We start from the raw sequence: 18624 nt of genomic DNA on the forward strand, positions 1-18624 counted from the left end.
GTGGCTAAGACTGCGCTGATCAACAAGGCAAACGCAAAGCCGAAGTTCAAAGTGCGTGCTTACACGCGCTGCCAGAAATGCGGGCGCCCCCACTCGGTGTATCGCAAGTTTGGTCTTTGCCGGGTGTGTCTTCGTGAAATGGCACACCGTGGTGAATTGCCCGGCGTCACCAAGAGCAGCTGGTAATAAACGACATCAAGCTTCTACACCGTAGGTCGGCCCATCAATCAAGGTGGAATAGCTGAAACCCCGGTGAGGAAGGGCGGAGAAGCCCAATGACCATGACAGACCCGATTGCGGACATGCTGACCCGTGTGCGGAACGCCAACTCGGCGCACCACGACACTGTCTCCATGCCGTTCTCGAAGTTGAAGTCCAACATCGCAAACATCCTTGTCAAAGAGGGTTACATTGCGGCTTGGCGTGTGGAAGATGCCAGCGTCGGACAGACGCTCATCATCGACCTGAAGTACGGTCCGAACCGCGAGCGATCCATTGCTGGTGTGCGCCGTGTGAGTAAGCCGGGACTTCGTGTTTATGCGAAGTCCACCAACCTGCCCAAGGTTTTGGGCGGTCTTGGTGTGGCGATCATCTCCACGTCGTCGGGACTGTTGACCGATAAGCAGGCAGCGGCAAAGGGCGTGGGCGGGGAAGTCCTCGCCTACGTCTGGTGACGGAAAGCAAGGAGGAGGACACATGTCCCGAATCGGACGACTTCCCGTCTCCGTTCCCTCTGGTGTCGATGTAAGCATCGAAGGCCAGTCTGTTCGGGTGAAGGGCCCCAAGGGCGAACTTGCCTTTGAAGTCAAGGAGCCCATCACTGTTGAGCGTGGTGAGGATGGGGCTATTCAGGTCTCACGTCCTGACGATGAGCGAATGTCACGCTCATTGCACGGTCTGACCCGCACCCTTATCAGTAACATGATCGTGGGCGTGACGGCTGGATACGAAAAGAAGCTCGAGATCCAGGGGACTGGTTATCGAGTAGTTCCCAAAGGTGCAAACCTTGAGTTCTCGCTCGGATACAGCCACACCATCGTCGTGGAACCACCGAGCGGTATCACTTTTGCTGTCGAAGGACCTACGAAGTTCAGCGTGTCAGGCATCGACAAGCAGCTCGTCGGGGAGACCGCAGCAAACATTCGCAAGCTGCGTAAGCCTGATCCGTATAAGGGCAAGGGCGTGCGTTACGCCGGCGAGGTTATCCGGCGCAAGGTCGGAAAGGCTGGTAAGTAACAGATGGCGATGATCATCAAGCGTGGAAAAAGCAAAGCCGCTGCTCGTAGCCGTCGTCACCTCCGAATCCGCAAGAAGATCTCTGGGACGCCGTCACAGCCTCGGTTGGTTGTGACGCGTTCGTCACGACACGTCTTCGTGCAGATCGTGGATGACGTAGCAGGTAAGACTCTGGCCTGCGCATCCACGATGGAGAAGGACTTACGGGTTTTTGACGGTGATAAGACCGCAAAGGCTCGTAAAGTTGGCGAGCTTATTGCAGACCGTGCTAAGAAAGCCGGTATTTCCTCGGTGGTCTTCGACCGGGGTGGCAACAAATACCACGGCCGGATCGCGGCGATTGCAGATGGTGCTCGTGAAGGCGGGCTGATTCTGTGATGATTGCCTGGACCCCGAACAACGAGAAGAGGAACGACTGATGGCTGGACCACAGCGCCGAGGCAGTGGCGCGGGTGCTGCCGGTGGCTCCGACCGCGCCGGTGGCGACCGCAACGAGCGGGGCGATCGTCGCGGTCGCGACCGCGACAACCGTCGTGGTGCGCAGGACGACTCGCGGAACCAGTTCGTTGAGCGCGTTGTCACAATCAACCGTGTTTCCAAGGTTGTCAAAGGTGGACGCCGCTTCAGCTTCACTGCGTTGGTAGTCGTCGGAGATGGTGACGGCACCGTTGGAGTTGGCTACGGGAAGGCAAAGGAAGTTCCCGCCGCCATTGCCAAGGGTGTTGAAGAGGCGAAGAAGTCATTCTTCAGGGTTCCCCGCATCCAGGGGACTATCCCTCACCCCATCCAGGGTGAAGCTGCTGCTGGCGTCGTGTTGTTGCGCCCTGCCGCTCCTGGTACAGGTGTGATCGCAGGTGGGCCGGTCCGTGCGGTGCTTGAATGCGCTGGTATACACGACGTGCTTTCCAAGTCGCTGGGATCCGACAACGCCATCAACATTGTCCACGCCACTGTGGATGCGTTAAAGCGTCTTGAACGGCCTGAAAGTGTAGCAGCGCGCCGCGGTCTGCCTCTTGAAGAGGTCGCGCCGGCTTCATTGCTTCGCGCCCGCGCCGCTGGGGCAGGTGCATGATGGCTCGGCTCAAGGTAACCCAGATCCGATCTGAGATCGGCGGTAAGCAGAACCAGCGTGAGACGCTTCGGTCACTGGGCCTGAAAAGGATCGGCGATTGCGTCGTCAAGGAGGACCGCCCCGAAATTCGAGGCATGGTTCGCACGGTGACCCATCTGGTGACCGTCGAGGAGGTGGAGTGATCATGGCCAAGAAGGACACTGCTGCTGCGGAGGCTCCGCAGGGACACGCCCTCAAGGTGCATCACCTGCGTCCCGCTCCAGGTGCCAAAACTGCTAAGACTCGGGTCGGCCGCGGTGAGGGCAGCAAGGGTAAAACTGCTGGCCGAGGCACAAAGGGAACGAAAGCCCGCTACCAGGTACCGGAGCGCTTTGAAGGCGGACAGATGCCGCTGCACATGCGGCTTCCGAAACTCCGGGGTTTCAAGAACCCATTCCGCACCGAATACCAGGTTGTCAACCTCGACCGCATCACCATGCTCTACCCCGATGGCGGTGAGGTCACAGCTGAGGATCTGGCAGCTAAGGGCGCCGTTCGGCCGGGTCACCTTGTGAAGGTGCTGGGCGATGGAGAGTTGTCCGTTAAGGTGAACATCTCGGCGCACAAGTTCTCGGCATCTGCCAAGAGCAAGATCGAAGCTGCAGGTGGTAGCGTTACCGAGCTCTGAACTCGGCCATGCCCATCGCAACCCATAACACCCCGGCGCCGGGCCAACCGGCGCCGGGGTGTTATCGTCCCCAGAGTTGTTCGACACATCCGGCCACGTCATCGCCGAAAGGTATGACAATCAGGAGGATTCGTGCTCACGGCCTTCGTCCGAGCGTTTCGTACTCCGGACTTGCGCAAGAAGCTCCTCTTCACCATCTTTGTCATGGCTATTTTTCGCTTAGGGTCTTTTGTTCCGACTCCTGGCGTCAGCTATGTCGAGGTGCAGAAGTGCCAAGCTGCTGGCCAAGGTTCACGCCAGCTTTTGGGCTTGGCTGACCTCTTCAGTGGTGGAGCATTGCTCCAATTATCAATTTTCGCGCTAGGAATCATGCCGTATATTACGGCGAGTATTATCATTCAACTGCTTACTGTGGTGATTCCGCGCTTTGAAACTCTAAAACAAGAAGGCCAATCAGGTCAGACGAAACTGACGCAATACACGCGGTACTTAACGATCGCCCTAGCGATTCTCCAGTCATCGACGTTCGTCACTTTCGCACACAATCCCCAGTCGCTGTTCGGCGCATCATGCACCAACATCCTTGCAGACACTAGTTGGTGGACTCCGGTGATCATGGTCCTCACTATGACAGCGGGAACCGGACTCATTATGTGGATGGGTGAACTGATCACCGAAAAAGGCGTCGGCAATGGGATGTCGTTGTTGATTTTCACGTCTATTGCAGCTCGCTTCCCCGGTTCGCTGTGGTCGATTCATCAACGTGACGGGCGCTGGGACACCTTCCTCCTTGTCATTGCTGTGGGTCTGCTTATTATTGCGGCAGTTGTTTTTGTAGAGCAGTGTCAGCGTCGAATTCCAGTCACATATGCAAAGCGCATGGTTGGCCGTCGAATGTACGGTGGGACCACCACCTATATTCCGCTAAAAGTTAACCAGGCAGGCGTGATCCCTGTGATCTTTGCTTCCTCGTTACTTGCCATTCCAGGTCTGATCGTACAGTTCCAGCAGAGCAACCCCCAGCGTGCCGAATGGATTAACTGGATGGCTGCAAACGTGGTCCCCCAGCGAAGCCCAATTCACGTTGCTACCTACACCTTGCTGATTATTTTCTTTACTTTCTTCTACGTGTCTATCTCGTTCAACCCTGACGAAGTTGCAGATAACATGAAGAGGTACGGCGGTTTCATACCAGGGTATCGAGCTGGGCGTCCTACCGCTGAATACTTGAGGTATGTTCTGAATAGAATCACCGTTCCGGGTGCTATCTACCTCGCTCTGATCTCGCTGATACCCATCGTTGCCTTCGTGATGTTGAACGCTGACTCTAACTTCCCGTTTGGAGGCACATCGCTCCTGATCATCGTCGGTGTCGGGCTAGAGACTGTGAAGCAGATCGAGTCTCAACTGCAGCAGCGGCACTACGAAGGCTTCCTGCGGTGAGTTGACGGGGTTCTGTCCTGTTGTGCTGCATTTCAGCGCCGGGTTGCCTTCAGAGTTGACTTCTCTGGCAGGTCACCCGGCGCTCCAGCACTATCAGGGCGTATGATCCGCTTGAGAGGTGAGGTGCCAATCTCGGTTGCACCTGATCTTTAGTTCTTTGTCACCCACATGAATGGAAGGGGTTTGTCCTGATGCGACTTCTGATTCTTGGTCCGCCTGGGGCGGGTAAGGGCACCCAGGCTTCACGAATCGCCGATGTGCTGGGAATCCCTGCGATTTCCACTGGAGAAATTTTTCGTAGAAACATCAAAGAGAAGACACCTCTCGGGATTCGGGTGAAAGGTATCATTGAGGCCGGGCAGTATGTCCCGGATGAAGTGACAAACGAGATAGTCTTTGATCGACTGAGTGAACCTGATGCGAAAAACGGTTACCTTCTTGACGGCTACCCTCGAACAGTCGATCAGGCGTGGGCGCTTCGAGAATTTCACTGGACTCGCGACACGGATCTCGACCATGTTTTAGAGCTTGAAGTTCCTGATCAAAAAGTCGTAGAGCGTTTGCTCAAGCGGTCAGAAATCGAGGGGCGATCAGATGATAACGAACAGGTCATCAGAGAGCGTTTAAAGATCTATCACGAGCAAACAACGCCAATTTCATCGATGGCCAGAGATCGAGGGCTCCTTCGGTCAGTGGATGGTGAAGGAACAGTCGACCAAGTTTTTGATCGGTGTATGGCTGCGTTGCAGCAGTCTGCGAACGTTCCTCCCCGTCCGCTTCGGGTCGTATAAATAAGATGGGTTTCATGAAGCGTCGCCAGATAGAAACAAAAACCCCGGATCAGATTCTTAAGATGCGGAATGCAGGTCTTGTTGTTTCCCGCGCATTATCTGTTGTCCGCGATGCGGCAATTGAAGGCACTACGACTGCGCATCTAGATGAGATCGCTGAAGGGGTGATCAGGTCTCACGGGGCAAGGCCTTCCTTTGCGGAAGTTCCTGGTTATCGGCACTCCTTATGTACAAGTGTTAATGAAGAAGTGGTGCATGGAATTCCGGGCGGGAAGGTGCTGCAAAATGGCGATCTTCTTTCAGTTGATTGCGGCGCTGTTCTTGATGGATGGCATGGGGATTCGGCTATTAGTATGATAGTAGGTGGGCGCGAAAAGGCTTCCGATGTTGATGTCTCTCTTCTTGATGCTACGGAAGAGGCCCTATGGTGCGGAATTGCAGCTATGCGCGCTGGCAATAACCTGAATGATATTGGTGGCGCTATAGAGGACTACCTCGAAGAGATTAACATTTCATCTGGGGTTGAGTTTGGAATTATTGAAGGCTACACGGGTCATGGTATTGGCAGGGAAATGCACATGGATCCCGACGTTTACAACTATCGTGTCAAGGGCAGAAGTGCTCGGCTGACGCCAGGAGTTGTATTGGCCATCGAGCCAATGGTGACTCTTGGGTGTGCGGAAACCGAAGTGGGTTCAGATGATTGGACAGTGTCTACTGTCGACAAGTCCAAGGCTTGCCATTGGGAACATACAGTGGCTCTGACGTCAGCTGGAGTATGGGTTCTCACCGCAGATGACGGTGGTCGCGAGAAGTTGGCGCGGTTGGGAGCTCCATATGGCGGTCTCGACTAGTACAGCTGAGCCTTAGCCTGACGGGTGTGGTGGCCAAGGGCCTAGATGCGAGGGCGCTACGTCAGCGCTGGACGACTGTTTGAGTCAGCTGAGTGTTCTGCATCAGGCTGTCAGAGGAGAACTCATCACGGACTCTCGACGTTGAGAGATTCTCTGTGCCTGAGTATGAGGAAGCAGCAGACCCGAAGCGGCTGCAAGTTTCTGACTCTAGTGCTTCCGCGATTTCACCATCCTGGGCGGGTGCACTAGACTGACTTGTCGGTTCCCTATGTCTCGGAGCGCCTGACGAGTGGGTTAGGTCCCGCCATCAGGCCTCCTCAGTGAGATCACCGGGCAGTAGGCATCGTGAGATACATGCTGCGCCACTCAGGCAGATGGGATCGATTCAGCCGGGACTTCCCGGAAGTGGCCCGCTACCACCACGGGTAGGTAGCGGCTCGACGGATAGCGGAGGACATGGCCAAGAAGGACGGCGTCATAGAGATCGAGGGCACGATCGTTGAAGCTCTACCGAACGCAATGTTTCGGGTCGAGCTGACCAACGGGCACAAGGTCCTCGCACACATCTCGGGCAAGATGCGACAGCATTACATCAGGATCCTTCCTGAGGACCGTGTGGTGGTGGAGTTGAGCCCGTACGACCTGTCCCGAGGTCGCATCGTCTTCCGCTACCGCTGAAGTAGTCCGATGCGACCTGGATGTACGGTCGTGTCAACAGTTCCGACCAGGCAAGGCGTAACGGCACATGAGTAATCGTGTGACGTTGCTCCTCAGATCAGAGACAGCAGGCACATGAAGGTTCAGCCGAGCGTCAAGAAGATCTGCGACAAGTGCAAGGTGATTCGCCGTAACGGGCGGGTCATGGTGATCTGCGAAAACCTGCGCCACAAACAGCGTCAGGGTTAATTCTAAGAATCACCTTCCTGCGTGTCGTCAGGGCTTCATCAGAGGCGCGACAACATCAGAGAGCGCAATATCCGACCCCGAACTCGCTTCGGACGTCACCCCCGGCGCGGAGGCCGGGGACCAGCAACCGCTGGGTCGATATTGCTTCAGACCTCCGCTGAAACCAGGAGAACGTACCGAATGGCACGTCTTGTAGGAGTCGACCTCCCGCGCGAGAAGCGTGTGGAGATCGCACTCACGTACATTTACGGTGTGGGGCGCACACGCGCTAAGCAGGCTGTGGCGGCGACGGGAATCGACCCCTCGGTCCGCGTGAAGGATCTGACTGAGTCTGATCTCGTGCAGCTGCGTGACTTCCTTGAGGGGAACTTCAAGCTCGAGGGTGACCTGCGTCGAGAGGTTGCGGCGGACATCCGTCGCAAGGTGGAAATCGGCAGCTACCAAGGTTTGCGACACCGTCGTGGGCTTCCGGTCCGTGGGCAGCGGACGAAGACCAACGCTCGTACCCGTAAGGGGCCGAAGCGGACTGTCGCAGGTAAGAAGAAGGCTGGTAAGTAAGCCTTCAACGGCCTTCAGTTGATGTGGATCATGTCGTGATTTGAGCCATAACTGGATGGCAGCTACAGAATTCAAACTCAAGAGATAGCTTCACGTGACATCGGAGCAATCAATTGAATTCTTGTCTTCCTGTTCGCAAAACTCGGCACCAACTGTAAATCGCATGAGCGCTTAGGTTGAGCCGCATCAGCAATTCCACCTCATGGGTAGCGATCGAGAGGTCGTCAGCCCATCGCAAGACCTCACTGATCGACTAGCAGGAGAAAGGCAGCGTATGCCTCCCAAGAGCCGCATGGCTGCGGGCGCCAAGAAGGTGCGCCGCAAGGAGAAGAAGAACGTCGCCCACGGGCACGCTCACATCAAGAGCACGTTCAACAACACAATCGTGTCGATTACTGACCCCACCGGGGCTGTCATTTCATGGGCATCGGCCGGCCAAGTCGGATTCAAGGGTTCTCGGAAATCGACCCCGTTCGCGGCGCAGATGGCTGCTGAAGCAGCGGCTCGGCGAGCGATGGAACACGGCATGCGGAAAGTTGATGTTTTCGTGAAGGGTCCCGGATCCGGACGCGAAACCGCCATCCGTTCCCTGACAGCGACCGGCCTGGAAGTCGGTGCTATCAGCGACGTTACGCCCACGCCGCACAATGGTGTCCGTCCGCCCAAACGCCGCCGCGTTTGATCAGGCCGCTGAGAGAGAACGGAAAGTAGCTGAACTATGGCTCGTTACACCGGCCCTATTACGAAGAAGTCGCGGCGCCTGAAGACGGACCTCGTCGGTGGTGACAAGAACTTCGAAAACCGTCCCTTCCCTCCTGGACAGCACGGTCGCGGTCGTATCCAGGAGAAGGAATATCTTCATCAGCTCCAGGAGAAGCAGAAGGCCCGCTTCACTTACGGAGTCATGGAGAAGCAATTCCGGGGTTACTACGAAGAGGCTTCTCGGCGTTCCGGGAAAACCGGCGAGAACCTCCTGCAGATCCTCGAGTCTCGCCTTGACAATGTGATTTACCGTGCTGGTCTGGCTCGCACCCGACGTGCTGCTCGTCAGCTGGTGACCCACGGACATTTCCTTGTCAACGGTATTCGTGTGGATGTGCCCAGCTATCGGGTTAGCCAGTACGACATCATCGATATCCGCCCGAAGAGCCGTGAACTCTTCCCGTTTGAATTGGCTCGCCAGACCTTCGGGGAGCGGCCGATTCCGGCATGGATCAAGGTTGTTCCTGGTTCGCTGCAGGTTCTCGTTCACCAACTTCCAGTCCGTGAGCAGATCGACACGGTGCTCACTGAGCAGCTGATTGTCGAGCTCTACTCGAAGAACTGAATCAACGCTGACCTGTGCATGCCCGTCATCCTCATCACTGGACTGAGGGCGGCGGGCAGCATGGGAAGTCCATCTTGTAGTCGTAGAGCGGTCCCAAGTGATGCTGTCGACAGAGCGATGAGCACTGTGTGGCAACCTCAGCAACACGTAAGCCGTGACCATCTACCGATCACCATGCAGAAGGCATCACACCGCAGGCATCGTGGCGTTGCCATACCGGCTTTGTCATATGAGTTTTTTTACCTGCAGTGTCACGATCTTCTTGGACCTCCCACAGGAGTGCGTATTTTGTGAGAGGTGCCCCGTAGACGGAACGGGTCACCTCGATCGGGGAAGAACCGATCGTTCGTGGACTTCATATAGCGGTGGTCCACGGGAAGGAAGAACACAGTGCTGATCGCGCAGCGTCCGATCCTCTCGGAGGAGGTCATCTCCGAGGCAAGGTCCCGGTTTACCATCGAGCCGCTCGAACCTGGTTTCGGTTACACCCTTGGTAACTCTTTGCGCCGTACACTTCTTTCGAGTATTCCCGGCGCGGCGGTAACAAGTATTCGTATCGACGGGGTCCTCCATGAGTTCACCACCATTCCAGGGGTGAAGGAGGATGTCACAGAGCTGATCCTCAACATCAAAGGACTGGTCGTCTCAAGCGAGCACGATGAGCCAGTGGTGATGTACCTGCGTAAGCAGGGACCCGGCGTGGTGACAGCTGCTGACATTGCTCCGCCTGCAGGCGTTGAGGTCCACAATCCTGATCTGCATATCGCGACGCTCAACGAGCAGGCGAAGATCGAGATGGAGCTCACCGTTGAACGCGGTCGCGGCTATGTGTCAGCGCAGCAGAACAAGAGCGGAGACCAGGAGATCGGCCGGATCCCGGTGGACTCCATCTATAGCCCGGTTCTGGCTGTGACCTACCGCGTTGAAGCCACTCGTGTTGAGCAGCGCACCGACTTCGACAAGCTCATCGTGGATGTCGAGACCAAGAACTCGATGGCGCCGCGGGATGCGCTGGCTTCTGCTGGCAAGACCCTGGTGGAACTCTTCGGATTGGCACGTGAGCTCAACGTCGAAGCCGAAGGCATCGATATGGGCCCCTCCCCGACAGACGCCGCTCTGGCTGCTGACCTCGCCCTTCCTATCGAAGATCTGGACCTGACGGTTCGTTCCTACAACTGCCTCAAGCGCGAGGGGATCCACACGGTAGGTGAGCTCGTTGGCCGGAGCGAAGCCGACCTGCTGGACATCCGGAACTTCGGTGCTAAATCCATTGATGAAGTCAAAGCAAAACTCGTTGGCATGGGCTTGGCGCTTAAGGACAGCCCACCCGGGTTTGACCCCACCGCCATCGTCGAGCGGTACGACGACGATGACGACTCGGTCTTCGCTGAAGACGAGCAGTACTGACCGACACTGCGACTGAACCGCACTTCCGCGGATCGGTCAGCTGACCCACAGGAGAATTCATGCCTACCCCCACCAAGGGCCCACGCCTCGGCGGTGGCCCCGCGCACGAGCGGCTCATTCTGGCTAACCTCGCCACGTCGCTGTTCGAGCACGACAAGATCACGACCACAGAGGCCAAAGCGAAGCGACTTCGTCCACTTGCTGAACGGCTCATCACCTTCGCTAAGCGTGGAGACCTGCACGCTCGGCGTCGAGTCCTGACCGTGGTCCGGGACAAGGGTGTCGTACACCGCCTCTTCACCGAGATCGCGCCTGACATGGCCGAGCGTCCTGGTGGCTACACCCGGATCATCAAGATCGGTCCTCGGAAGGGCGACAACGCCCCGATGGCAGTCATCGAGCTGGTGCGGGAGCCTTACTCGCCCAAGAAAGCCACTGTTAAAGAGGCTGAAGCCGCAACTAAGCGGGCAGCAAAGAACGATGAGCCAGTTGTGGCTGTCCAGGATGCCGCCGTTGATGGTGGATACGGGCCAGACTCTGCGCTCCCGCTTGACGGTGGTGCAGCTCCTGAGGGCTTCACCGTGAAGGGCAACAAGGACTCCATGAAGTACCACACCCCGGAGTCGCCGTACTACGACCGCACCGTCGCTGAGGTGTGGTTCCGCACCGCTGAAGCCGCAGCTGCGGCTGGATTTGCCGCTGTCAACGGAGATGACGGCGCCAGCGACGCCTGATCTTCCCTGCTATGGGAGACACCATGAGGGGCCGGCCGCAGTGATGTGGCCGGCCCCTCATGGTGTCCACGAGTCTCCGATAGCACTTATCTGCTGGTGACCACCACCACACCGCGAAATCCTCGCTGCAGACCATGTCTGGAAGCATCTCTCGCCGGGGGACATGAGGACCCTCCCTCGGGTCGGAAAAACTCCAGCAGGATAGTCACGTAACCGGGCTCTGAGCCAGCAACGTTAGGCTTCACCAGTGGTACATCGCAACGCTGAAGGACTCGCAGGCACTGACACAGCCGACATCACTGACACGACCGACGCAACTGTTCCAGAACCTGCGTTGTCAGCACTCAAAGATCCAGCCGCTGATGATGATTCTGAGCGAGTACGTCTCCGGATCGACTTCAGCTACGACGGGACAGAGTATGCGGGATGGGCGAAACAGCCGGGGTTACGCACCATCGAAGAAGAACTCACTACAGCAGTGCAGTGCCTGCTTCGCCAAGAAAACCTTCGGTTGACTATTGCAGGTCGCACTGACGCTGGTGTCCATGCCCGAGGGGCTGTCGCTCACGTCGACGTTGACCCTCGTCGATTTGCCGCGGTACCGGGTCGTTCTGCACGATCTCCAGAAGAGGCAGCCTTGGCGAGATTTCGCGGGATCTTGCCACCCGACATCGTCGTACGGCGGGTGCAGCGTGCACCTGCTGGCTTCGACGCGCGGTTTTCTGCGGTCTTTCGTCGCTATTCCTATAGATTGACGGACCGTCCCAGCGAACTCGATCCGTTACGCCGACGGGACACCGTGATTGTGTCTCGTCCGCTCCAGGACGAAGTGCTTGATGCGGAGGCGCGCAGTCTTGAAGGCTTCGCAGATTTTGCGGCGTTTTGCAAGCGTCGTGACGGAGCTACGACTATTCGGACTCTGCTGCTGTACCGGTGGACCAGAGAAAAAGATGGCGTGTTGCGTGCTGACGTCCAGGCCGACGCGTTCTGCCATTCGATGGTGCGATCGCTGGTCGGTGCGGTGTTGCCCGCCGCGGAAGGGCGTCGACCTGCAGGATGGGCTCAGCAGATACTCACTGCCGGTCAGCGTGATCCTGGCGTGACAGTCATGCCTGCGCATGGGTTGGTCTTGGAAGAAGTCGGATACCCGGCTGATAGTGAGTTGGCTCATCGAGCGCAGGAATCCCGCGCCGTACGGACCTTGCCATGACAGTGGCACCAACCCCGCACGGGAGAATCCTCCAGGAGGCTGTGTCAGCCGGGATCTGCTTCAGCGGCGCCTGAGGCTACGACGGTAACGGCACTACCGTTCGCACAGCGAGGCTGGCTGGTCAACCAAAGGATGAATGCTTGACCGAAGTGATTGACTAAGCGGCATGACCGCAGCGTTGGATCTGGCTGGACTATGGAAGACCTTTGGATCGAAGACCGCTGTGCAAGATCTGTCGTTGATGGTGCCCCCAGGGGTTCTTTTCGGGCTGGTCGGTCCGAATGGGGCAGGAAAGACCACCACATTATCTATGGCGACAGGGTTACTTCGCCCCGATCAAGGCGAGGTGCGGGTCCTCGGGATCGATGTATGGCATGACCCCCCTGCGGCCAAGGCATTAATGGGGGTCATGCCGGACGGGATGCGGCTCTTTGACCGGTTATCTGGGAGGGAGCTTCTCAGATACGTCGGGTTGTTACGCAGCATGGATCCTGGCGAAGTGGAACGGCGGAGTGGGGAACTCTTTGATGCATTGGGTTTAACGGAAGACGCCGACACAGTCGTGACGGACTATTCCGCAGGGATGACGAAAAAGGTCAGCCTGGCGTGTGCGTTACTGCATGGACCGTCCATCTTGGTGCTGGACGAACCCTTCGAATCCGTGGACCCAGTGTCCGGGGAGATGGTTCGTGAGATTCTTCGTGGCTATGTCGCCGCAGGGGGGACGGTCATCTTGTCCAGCCATGTCATGGAGCTAGTTGAGCAGCTCTGTGACGGAGTAGGGGTGGTGGCAGGGGGGCGGGTTCTTGCAGTGGGCCCTACTGCCGAGGTGTGTAGGGGAATCCCGCTGCAGCAGCGGTTCCTCCAGTTAGTAGGGGGCCCGACGTCGGGAGAAAGAAGGGGGCTGGAATGGTTACGGTTCTCCTCAGGCTCAAACTGACCTTATTGATAAGAGCTTTCCGGCGGAGTACGTGGACCGCCTTCGGAATGGTGATCGGCTACTTGTATGCCGCATTACTGGTGTTCCCACTGGCTATTGGTATCATTGCGCTTCGAGCTGCTTCGGTCGATCTCGCAGACACAGTCCTCACGGTGGGGTTTAGCAGTTTGACCTTGGCGTGGTTGGTCTTTCCTCTGGTGTTGTCTGGTGTCGACGAGACGATGCAGCCGGCACGATTTGCTCTGCTGCCGGTCTCTGCGCGACGGCTGATGCCGGGCCTCCTTCTCAGTTCCTTCATCGGTGCTCCCGGTGTGGCGCTCATCATCCTCACTGTGGCTTGGGTGATCTCTTGGTCAAGGGACGTGTTGAGCACGGCGCTGGCCTTGTGCTGTGCTCCGCTGGCCGCTGCCACATGTGTGTTGCTGTCCCGGGCATTGACCTCAGCGATGTCGGCAGCGTTGTCCACCCGACGGCATCGAGAACGAGCAGGTCTGGTGGCCGGGTTGGCCGGTGTGATGATCGCTGTCATCACGCAATGTGTCCCACTGTTCATCAGGTCAAGTCGCGGTGAGGGTGAACACCTCGAGATGGGCTGGGTGGTCCGAGTTGTCCGGTGGTCACCTCTGGGGTGGGCATGGGGAGCCCCGGCAGAGGCTGCGAGGGGGGATGCAGGCTCGGCAGTGGTGCTGGTTGTCCTGGCGACGGTGTGTGCCGCTGCCTTGTACCGGTGGTGGCAGTGGGCGTTGGAGCGAGCGCTGACTAGTCCGCTGCAGGGGCTCGGCGGGTCGGAAAAGGTGCATGGTGGTCGTCGTTGGGAACGGCTCTTTGGCATGTCACCGGCTGGAGCTGTCGCAGCTCGGCTGGCAAGGGCCCAGACAAGGGAGGGACAGCGAGTCACTGCCTTGGTCGGGATGGTGGCAGTTCCGTTGATCATTCTGATTCCACCGGCCATGAGGGATACATCAGGGCAGCTGCGTTTTGTTGCGGTGGCGCCACCGTTAGTGGTGTTGATGGCTGGTGTGGGTTTGGTGTCGGGGACAGCAGCGGAAGGTAACCGGCTGTGGGTGCATGCGGTGAGTGGAATGAGGGGCCGTGATGACCGGCGGGGAAGAGTCTGGGGCGGCATGGTGTATCCGCTGATCCTGGCTCTGAGTGTGGTAATGGTGGGGGCGGTTTTAATCCAGGACCTGCGGGTATCGGTGATGTCTTGCGCGGCAGCAGTGGCGGTGGGTGGTATATCTGCTGGAGCGGCCAGCTGGTTGAGTGCGGTCGCTCAATGGCCAGCTCCAGACATCTCTGAGGGAGCCTTTCAGATGAATTCCGGTGGGGGCCTGAGATCGGCGGTGGTGGCGGTGGGGGAATTACTGTTGACCGCGGTGGGTGCCCTTCCAGTGATGGTGTTGGTGGCGTTTGGGTCTGCCGGTGAAGGGTGGGCGGTGTGGATGAGTGTGCCGGTGAGTGTGATCTGTGGTGGTGTCGGGTTATGGCTGGGGGTGCGGGTCGGTGGGGATTACCTGGACCGGCATTGGTCGGAGGCTTTGCAGGCGATGCGGCGCCAGTGATTCGGGGTCGTGATGGGATGGGTCTCATGATCGCTATGGATGAGCGCACTCTCCGGACCCCGGCTTTGGTTGTCGATGTGGCGGTGATGGATCGCAATATTAAGGGGATGGCGGACACGGTTGCTGTGACGGGAGCGACCTTACGGCCGCATGCGAAGACCCATAAGTGTCTCGAGATCGCGCGTCGCCAATATCAGGCAGGGGCTTCAGGGATCACCGTGGCCACGGTCTCGGAGGCTGAGGTGTTTATCGAAGGGGGTTTCGATGATGTGTTCATCGCCTACCCCTGGTGGATGGATGAGGATCGAGCTGGACGGGTTGCGGCACTGACCGATCAGGCGCGAATAAGGCTGGGCTGTGATTCGGTGGTTTCTGGTCGGCGTACAGCGCAGGTGTTGGATGAGCTAGGTGTCTCGGGCCGAGTCGAGGTTCTTGTGGAGGTCGACTCTGGACACCACCGGAGCGGGGTTGTGGCGCAGCACGCGGGGGAGGTTGCTGCTGCGGTGGCCCAAGCTGGCCTGCCTGTCGTGGGGGTTTTTACGTTCCCCGGGCACTCCTACGATCCGGCGGGGCGTGCCGGGGTGGCTGCGCAGGAGCGCGAGGCGCTCGCGCGAGCGGCTGAGGAGGTGGTGGCGGCTGGGGTGTCGGTGTCAGTGATCAGTGGTGGCTCTAGCCCGAGCATGAGTTACGCCGAGGGGGGAGCGATCACCGAATTCCGACCGGGGGCTTATGTGTTCAACGATGCCCAACAGTGGGAACTGGGTGCATGTGGTGAGCAGGACTGTGCGTTGACGGCGGTCACGACCGTGGTCAGCCATGCTGGCGGGCGACTGATTTTGGATGTCGGGAGCAAGGTGTTGGGGGCGGATCGTCCGCCGTACGCTTCAGGTTTTGGGAGGCTGTGGGGGCACCCTGATGCGAGGATTGTCCAGCTTAGTGAGCACCACGCAGTGGTGGAGTGGGGTGACTCAGGCCGTCTTCCGGGGCTGGGAGAGCGGGTTCGGGTGGTGCCGAACCATTGCTGCAATGCGGTGAACCTGGCGGACGCCCTGTACATCATGGACGGTGGCCGAGTTGTCGATACCTGGTCAGTTGCGGCGGGTCGCGCCAATACGTGACCGAAATGTGGTTGTCGATTCCTGCTGTTGTGTCCAGGGAGTGAGTTTGCTGTCTTGTCAATTGAGACAGCCGTGGGGCGTCGTTGACGGGAGGGCAGCAATCGGGGAAAGCTAACGGCGTGAGCACCCTCATCGTACGTCCGACGGCGCGACAGGCCTGACCCCGGCCCGTTGCGCTACCCCTCCCGCCCCTAGGGCAGAGGGGTTTTTTGTTGGCTGGGCGCGACCCGCCCTGTCGACCGGAGTCCGCTTCGGCATCCTCGTCGAAGTTCAGCTCGCCTGAAAGTGGTGACGAAAGTGAAGGATCGCCAAGGGGCCAATGCATCGGCTCGACCGACGGCAGGGGCATCTCGTAAACCCGAACCCCCGCCACGGCGGACTGTAGACACGCCTACCCCCCGCTCAATGGCTACACGCCTGGCCCACGACTCATCAACGCCGTCGGCGACGGAGACCCCCGCCCTACTGGAGCACCTCACCGGCGCACAAAGCCTGGTCCGGTCCTTAGAAGAGGTCGGCGTTGATGTGATCTTCGGGCTCCCCGGAGGCGCGATTCTCCCGGCGTACGACCCGCTGCTCGATTCCACCGCAGTGCGCCACATTCTTGTCCGCCATGAACAAGGGGCTGGACATGCTGCCCAGGGATACGCTACTGCCACCGGCAAGGTGGGTGTTTGTATGGCTACTTCTGGTCCTGGAGCCACTAACTTAGTCACCCCCCTTGCTGATGCCTACATGGATTCGGTCCCTTTGGTGGCGATCACCGGGCAAGTCGGTAGCCAGTCAATCGGCACTGATGCTTTTCAGGAAGCTGACATTCGCGGGATCACCATGCCCATCACCAAGCACAATTATCTGATCACGGACCCTGCGAAAATTCCGCAGGCTATCGCCGAAGCGTTCCACATCGCCGCCACCGGCCGCCCCGGCCCAGTGTTGGTCGATATCACCAAAGATGCCCTGCAAGCCCAGACTGTTTTTACCTGGCCTCCGACAATGGATCTCCCTGGATACCACCCGACTACTCGGCCACATAGCAAACAGATTCGGGAAGCGGCACGACTCATCCGTCAATCCCATCGACCGGTGTTGTACGTCGGTGGTGGTGTCATCAAAGCCGGAGCGTCGAGGGCGCTGCGCGACCTCGTGGACCGCTTACGCATTCCCCTCGTGGCGACGCTGATGGCACGGGGTGTACTTCCGGACGAGCATCCTATGCACTATGGCATGCCGGGGATGCACGGATCAGTGTCTGCGGTGACCGCTCTGCAGCGTAGTGACCTGATCATTGCCCTCGGCGCTCGATTCGACGATCGGGTCACCGGGAAACTGTCCACTTTCGCGCCGCTGGCCACTGTCATCCATGCCGATATCGATCCCGCTGAGATCGGCAAGAATCGTCATGCTGACGTTCCGATCGTCGGTGATTGTCTGGATGTCATCCGTGCTCTCAACGAAGAACTCGACCGCACCAACCACGACACCCCTCTCGCCGACCACACCGCATGGGTCGAGGAGATGGACCGTGTACGGGCGACGTACCCCTTGGGGTATCCCCGACCCGAAAGTGGGCTGATGGCGCCGCAACAGGTCATCGAAAGGATCGGGATGATCGCCGGTCCTGAGGCGACCTATGTCTCCGGTGTAGGACAGCATCAAATGTGGGCCGCGCAATTCGTGCGGTACTCCCGACCTCGCAGCTGGTTGAACTCTGGGGGTCTCGGCACGATGGGATACTGCGTTCCCGCAGCGATGGGAGCCAAAGTCGCTGAACCCGATCGGGTGGTCTGGGCTATCGATGGCGATGGATGTTTTCAAATGACCAACCAGGAACTCGCCACCTGCGCGATTGAAGGCATTCCTATCAAAGTTGCTGTCATTAATAACTCCAGCCTGGGGATGGTGCGTCAATGGCAGAACCTGTTCTATGACGAACGATATTCGAACACAGATCTGCATACCGGACACGAAACCCGTCGGATACCCGATTTTGTCAAACTCGCCGAAGCATATGGATGCATTGGGCTGCGTTGCGAGCGACCCGAGGACATTGATGCCACGATCGAGGCAGCTATGGCGATCACCGATCAACCAGTGGTCGTAGATTTTGTGGTGTGTCCTGACGCTCAGGTGTGGCCGATGGTCCCAGCTGGCGTTGGCAACGACGAGATCATGTACGCGCGAGGACTGTCACCGGTGTGGGATCGTGAGGAGTGAACAGTGAGTAGACATACCCTGTCGGTCCTGGTGGAAAACAAGCCCGGTGTTCTGACTCGTATTGCAGCGTTGTTTAGCAGGCGTGGATTCAATATCAGCTCTCTGGCGGTGGGCGAGACTGAGCACCCAGAAATCTCTCGGATGACTGTGCTCGTTGATGCCGATCAGCTGCCGCTTGAACAGGTCACCAAACAGCTCAACAAACTCGTGGAGGTCATCAAGGTCGTCGAGCTCGATGCCACCTCCACAGTGGAGCGACGGATCCTCCTAGTGAAAGTGCGCGTTGACGCGACCACTCGTAGCCACGTCATCGAAACCGCCCAACTCTTCCGAGCCAATATCGTCGATGTGGCGCAAGACTCTCTCACCATCGAAGCTACTGGCCGGGTGGAAAAACTGGAAGCATTGCTGACGATGCTTGAACCGTACGGGGTGAAAGAACTCGTGCAGTCCGGTTTGGTGGCTATCGGACGGGGGTCGCGTTCGATCACCGACCGTTCTGGTCGCCATTGATCTTGTCATCCCCCTGCCGGATATAGCGCCCCCTGGCACCACATCACCACGTCCATCATTTGAGGTAAG

The 18624-nt window shown here is 58.3% G+C and carries 23 protein-coding genes; all 23 read left to right on the forward strand.

From position 1 onward, the window contains the following. Positions 1 to 186, forward strand: coding sequence for a type Z 30S ribosomal protein S14 (locus KEM60_RS09375; RefSeq protein WP_006502867.1), 186 nt, complete (start codon positions 1 to 3; stop codon positions 184 to 186). Positions 187 to 275: 89 nt separating this feature from the next. Then, on the forward strand, positions 276 to 674 hold the full coding sequence (rpsH, locus tag KEM60_RS09380) for a 30S ribosomal protein S8 (protein ID WP_219107248.1): 399 nt from the start codon (positions 276 to 278) through the stop codon (positions 672 to 674). Between the two features lie 22 nt (positions 675 to 696). After that, on the forward strand, positions 697 to 1236 hold the full coding sequence (rplF, locus tag KEM60_RS09385; RefSeq protein ID WP_219107249.1) for a 50S ribosomal protein L6: 540 nt from the start codon (positions 697 to 699) through the stop codon (positions 1234 to 1236). Between the two features lie 3 nt (positions 1237 to 1239). After that, positions 1240 to 1614 (forward strand): 50S ribosomal protein L18, encoded by a 375-nt coding sequence (rplR, locus tag KEM60_RS09390; RefSeq protein ID WP_304502133.1) that lies wholly within the window; start codon positions 1240 to 1242, stop codon positions 1612 to 1614. 40 nt (positions 1615 to 1654) lie between these two features. Further along, entirely contained in the window at positions 1655 to 2308 is a 654-nt protein-coding gene (gene rpsE, locus KEM60_RS09395; protein WP_219107251.1) for a 30S ribosomal protein S5, read from the forward strand. Next, complete coding sequence (gene rpmD / locus KEM60_RS09400; protein ID WP_219107252.1) at positions 2308 to 2490, forward strand: 50S ribosomal protein L30; 183 nt, start codon at positions 2308 to 2310, stop codon at positions 2488 to 2490. The genes rpsE and rpmD overlap by 1 nt, the downstream gene beginning before the upstream one ends. Before the next feature lie 2 nt (positions 2491 to 2492). Next, the gene (rplO, locus tag KEM60_RS09405; protein ID WP_219107253.1) at positions 2493 to 2975 is read left to right on the forward strand and encodes a 50S ribosomal protein L15; all 483 of its coding nucleotides are present in this window, start codon (positions 2493 to 2495) and stop codon (positions 2973 to 2975) included. A 132-nt stretch (positions 2976 to 3107) separates the two neighbouring features. After that, on the forward strand, positions 3108 to 4418 hold the full coding sequence (secY, locus tag KEM60_RS09410; RefSeq protein WP_219107254.1) for a preprotein translocase subunit SecY: 1311 nt from the start codon (positions 3108 to 3110) through the stop codon (positions 4416 to 4418). A 191-nt stretch (positions 4419 to 4609) separates the two neighbouring features. After that, positions 4610 to 5209 carry an adenylate kinase gene (locus tag KEM60_RS09415; protein ID WP_219107255.1) on the forward strand — a complete coding sequence of 200 codons (600 nt, stop codon included), beginning with the start codon at positions 4610 to 4612 and terminating at the stop codon, positions 5207 to 5209. Between the two features lie 14 nt (positions 5210 to 5223). After that, a complete protein-coding gene (gene map, locus KEM60_RS09420) occupies positions 5224 to 6063 on the forward strand; it encodes a type I methionyl aminopeptidase (protein ID WP_370626343.1) in 840 nt (279 codons plus the stop codon). Between the two features lie 456 nt (positions 6064 to 6519). Next, a complete protein-coding gene (gene infA, locus KEM60_RS09425) occupies positions 6520 to 6741 on the forward strand; it encodes a translation initiation factor IF-1 (protein ID WP_006592631.1) in 222 nt (73 codons plus the stop codon). A gap of 114 nt (positions 6742 to 6855) precedes the next feature. Beyond that, positions 6856 to 6969 carry a 50S ribosomal protein L36 gene (gene rpmJ, locus KEM60_RS09430; protein ID WP_006592630.1) on the forward strand — a complete coding sequence of 38 codons (114 nt, stop codon included), beginning with the start codon at positions 6856 to 6858 and terminating at the stop codon, positions 6967 to 6969. 180 nt (positions 6970 to 7149) lie between these two features. Beyond that, positions 7150 to 7527 carry a 30S ribosomal protein S13 gene (rpsM, locus tag KEM60_RS09435; RefSeq protein WP_219107257.1) on the forward strand — a complete coding sequence of 126 codons (378 nt, stop codon included), beginning with the start codon at positions 7150 to 7152 and terminating at the stop codon, positions 7525 to 7527. A 274-nt stretch (positions 7528 to 7801) separates the two neighbouring features. Next, entirely contained in the window at positions 7802 to 8209 is a 408-nt protein-coding gene (gene rpsK / locus KEM60_RS09440) for a 30S ribosomal protein S11 (protein WP_006502879.1), read from the forward strand. A 36-nt stretch (positions 8210 to 8245) separates the two neighbouring features. Continuing rightward, on the forward strand, positions 8246 to 8854 hold the full coding sequence (gene rpsD / locus KEM60_RS09445; RefSeq protein ID WP_219107258.1) for a 30S ribosomal protein S4: 609 nt from the start codon (positions 8246 to 8248) through the stop codon (positions 8852 to 8854). A gap of 390 nt (positions 8855 to 9244) precedes the next feature. Then, complete coding sequence (locus KEM60_RS09450) at positions 9245 to 10261, forward strand: DNA-directed RNA polymerase subunit alpha (protein WP_219107259.1); 1017 nt, start codon at positions 9245 to 9247, stop codon at positions 10259 to 10261. A 59-nt stretch (positions 10262 to 10320) separates the two neighbouring features. Next, positions 10321 to 10995, forward strand: coding sequence for a 50S ribosomal protein L17 (rplQ, locus tag KEM60_RS09455; RefSeq protein ID WP_219107260.1), 675 nt, complete (start codon positions 10321 to 10323; stop codon positions 10993 to 10995). A 334-nt stretch (positions 10996 to 11329) separates the two neighbouring features. Continuing rightward, complete coding sequence (locus KEM60_RS09460; RefSeq protein ID WP_219107573.1) at positions 11330 to 12205, forward strand: tRNA pseudouridine(38-40) synthase TruA; 876 nt, start codon at positions 11330 to 11332, stop codon at positions 12203 to 12205. A 166-nt stretch (positions 12206 to 12371) separates the two neighbouring features. Next, positions 12372 to 13145 carry an ABC transporter ATP-binding protein gene (locus KEM60_RS09465; RefSeq protein ID WP_219107261.1) on the forward strand — a complete coding sequence of 258 codons (774 nt, stop codon included), beginning with the start codon at positions 12372 to 12374 and terminating at the stop codon, positions 13143 to 13145. A 47-nt stretch (positions 13146 to 13192) separates the two neighbouring features. Continuing rightward, positions 13193 to 14707, forward strand: a complete 1515-nt coding sequence (locus tag KEM60_RS09470) for a hypothetical protein (protein WP_219107262.1) — start codon at positions 13193 to 13195, stop codon at positions 14705 to 14707. Between the two features lie 35 nt (positions 14708 to 14742). After that, positions 14743 to 15825: an alanine racemase gene (locus tag KEM60_RS09475; protein WP_219107263.1), complete on the forward strand. Its 1083-nt coding sequence runs from the start codon at positions 14743 to 14745 to the stop codon at positions 15823 to 15825. Between the two features lie 405 nt (positions 15826 to 16230). Next, positions 16231 to 18042, forward strand: a complete 1812-nt coding sequence (locus KEM60_RS09480; RefSeq protein WP_219107264.1) for an acetolactate synthase large subunit — start codon at positions 16231 to 16233, stop codon at positions 18040 to 18042. Between the two features lie 3 nt (positions 18043 to 18045). Beyond that, positions 18046 to 18555 (forward strand): acetolactate synthase small subunit, encoded by a 510-nt coding sequence (gene ilvN, locus KEM60_RS09485; protein WP_219107265.1) that lies wholly within the window; start codon positions 18046 to 18048, stop codon positions 18553 to 18555. Positions 18556 to 18624 lie beyond the last annotated feature (69 nt).

Origin of the sequence: Austwickia sp. TVS 96-490-7B (assembly GCF_019331795.1) — a bacterium.
In the GTDB taxonomy this organism is placed as follows: Bacteria; Actinomycetota; Actinomycetes; order Actinomycetales; family Dermatophilaceae; genus Austwickia.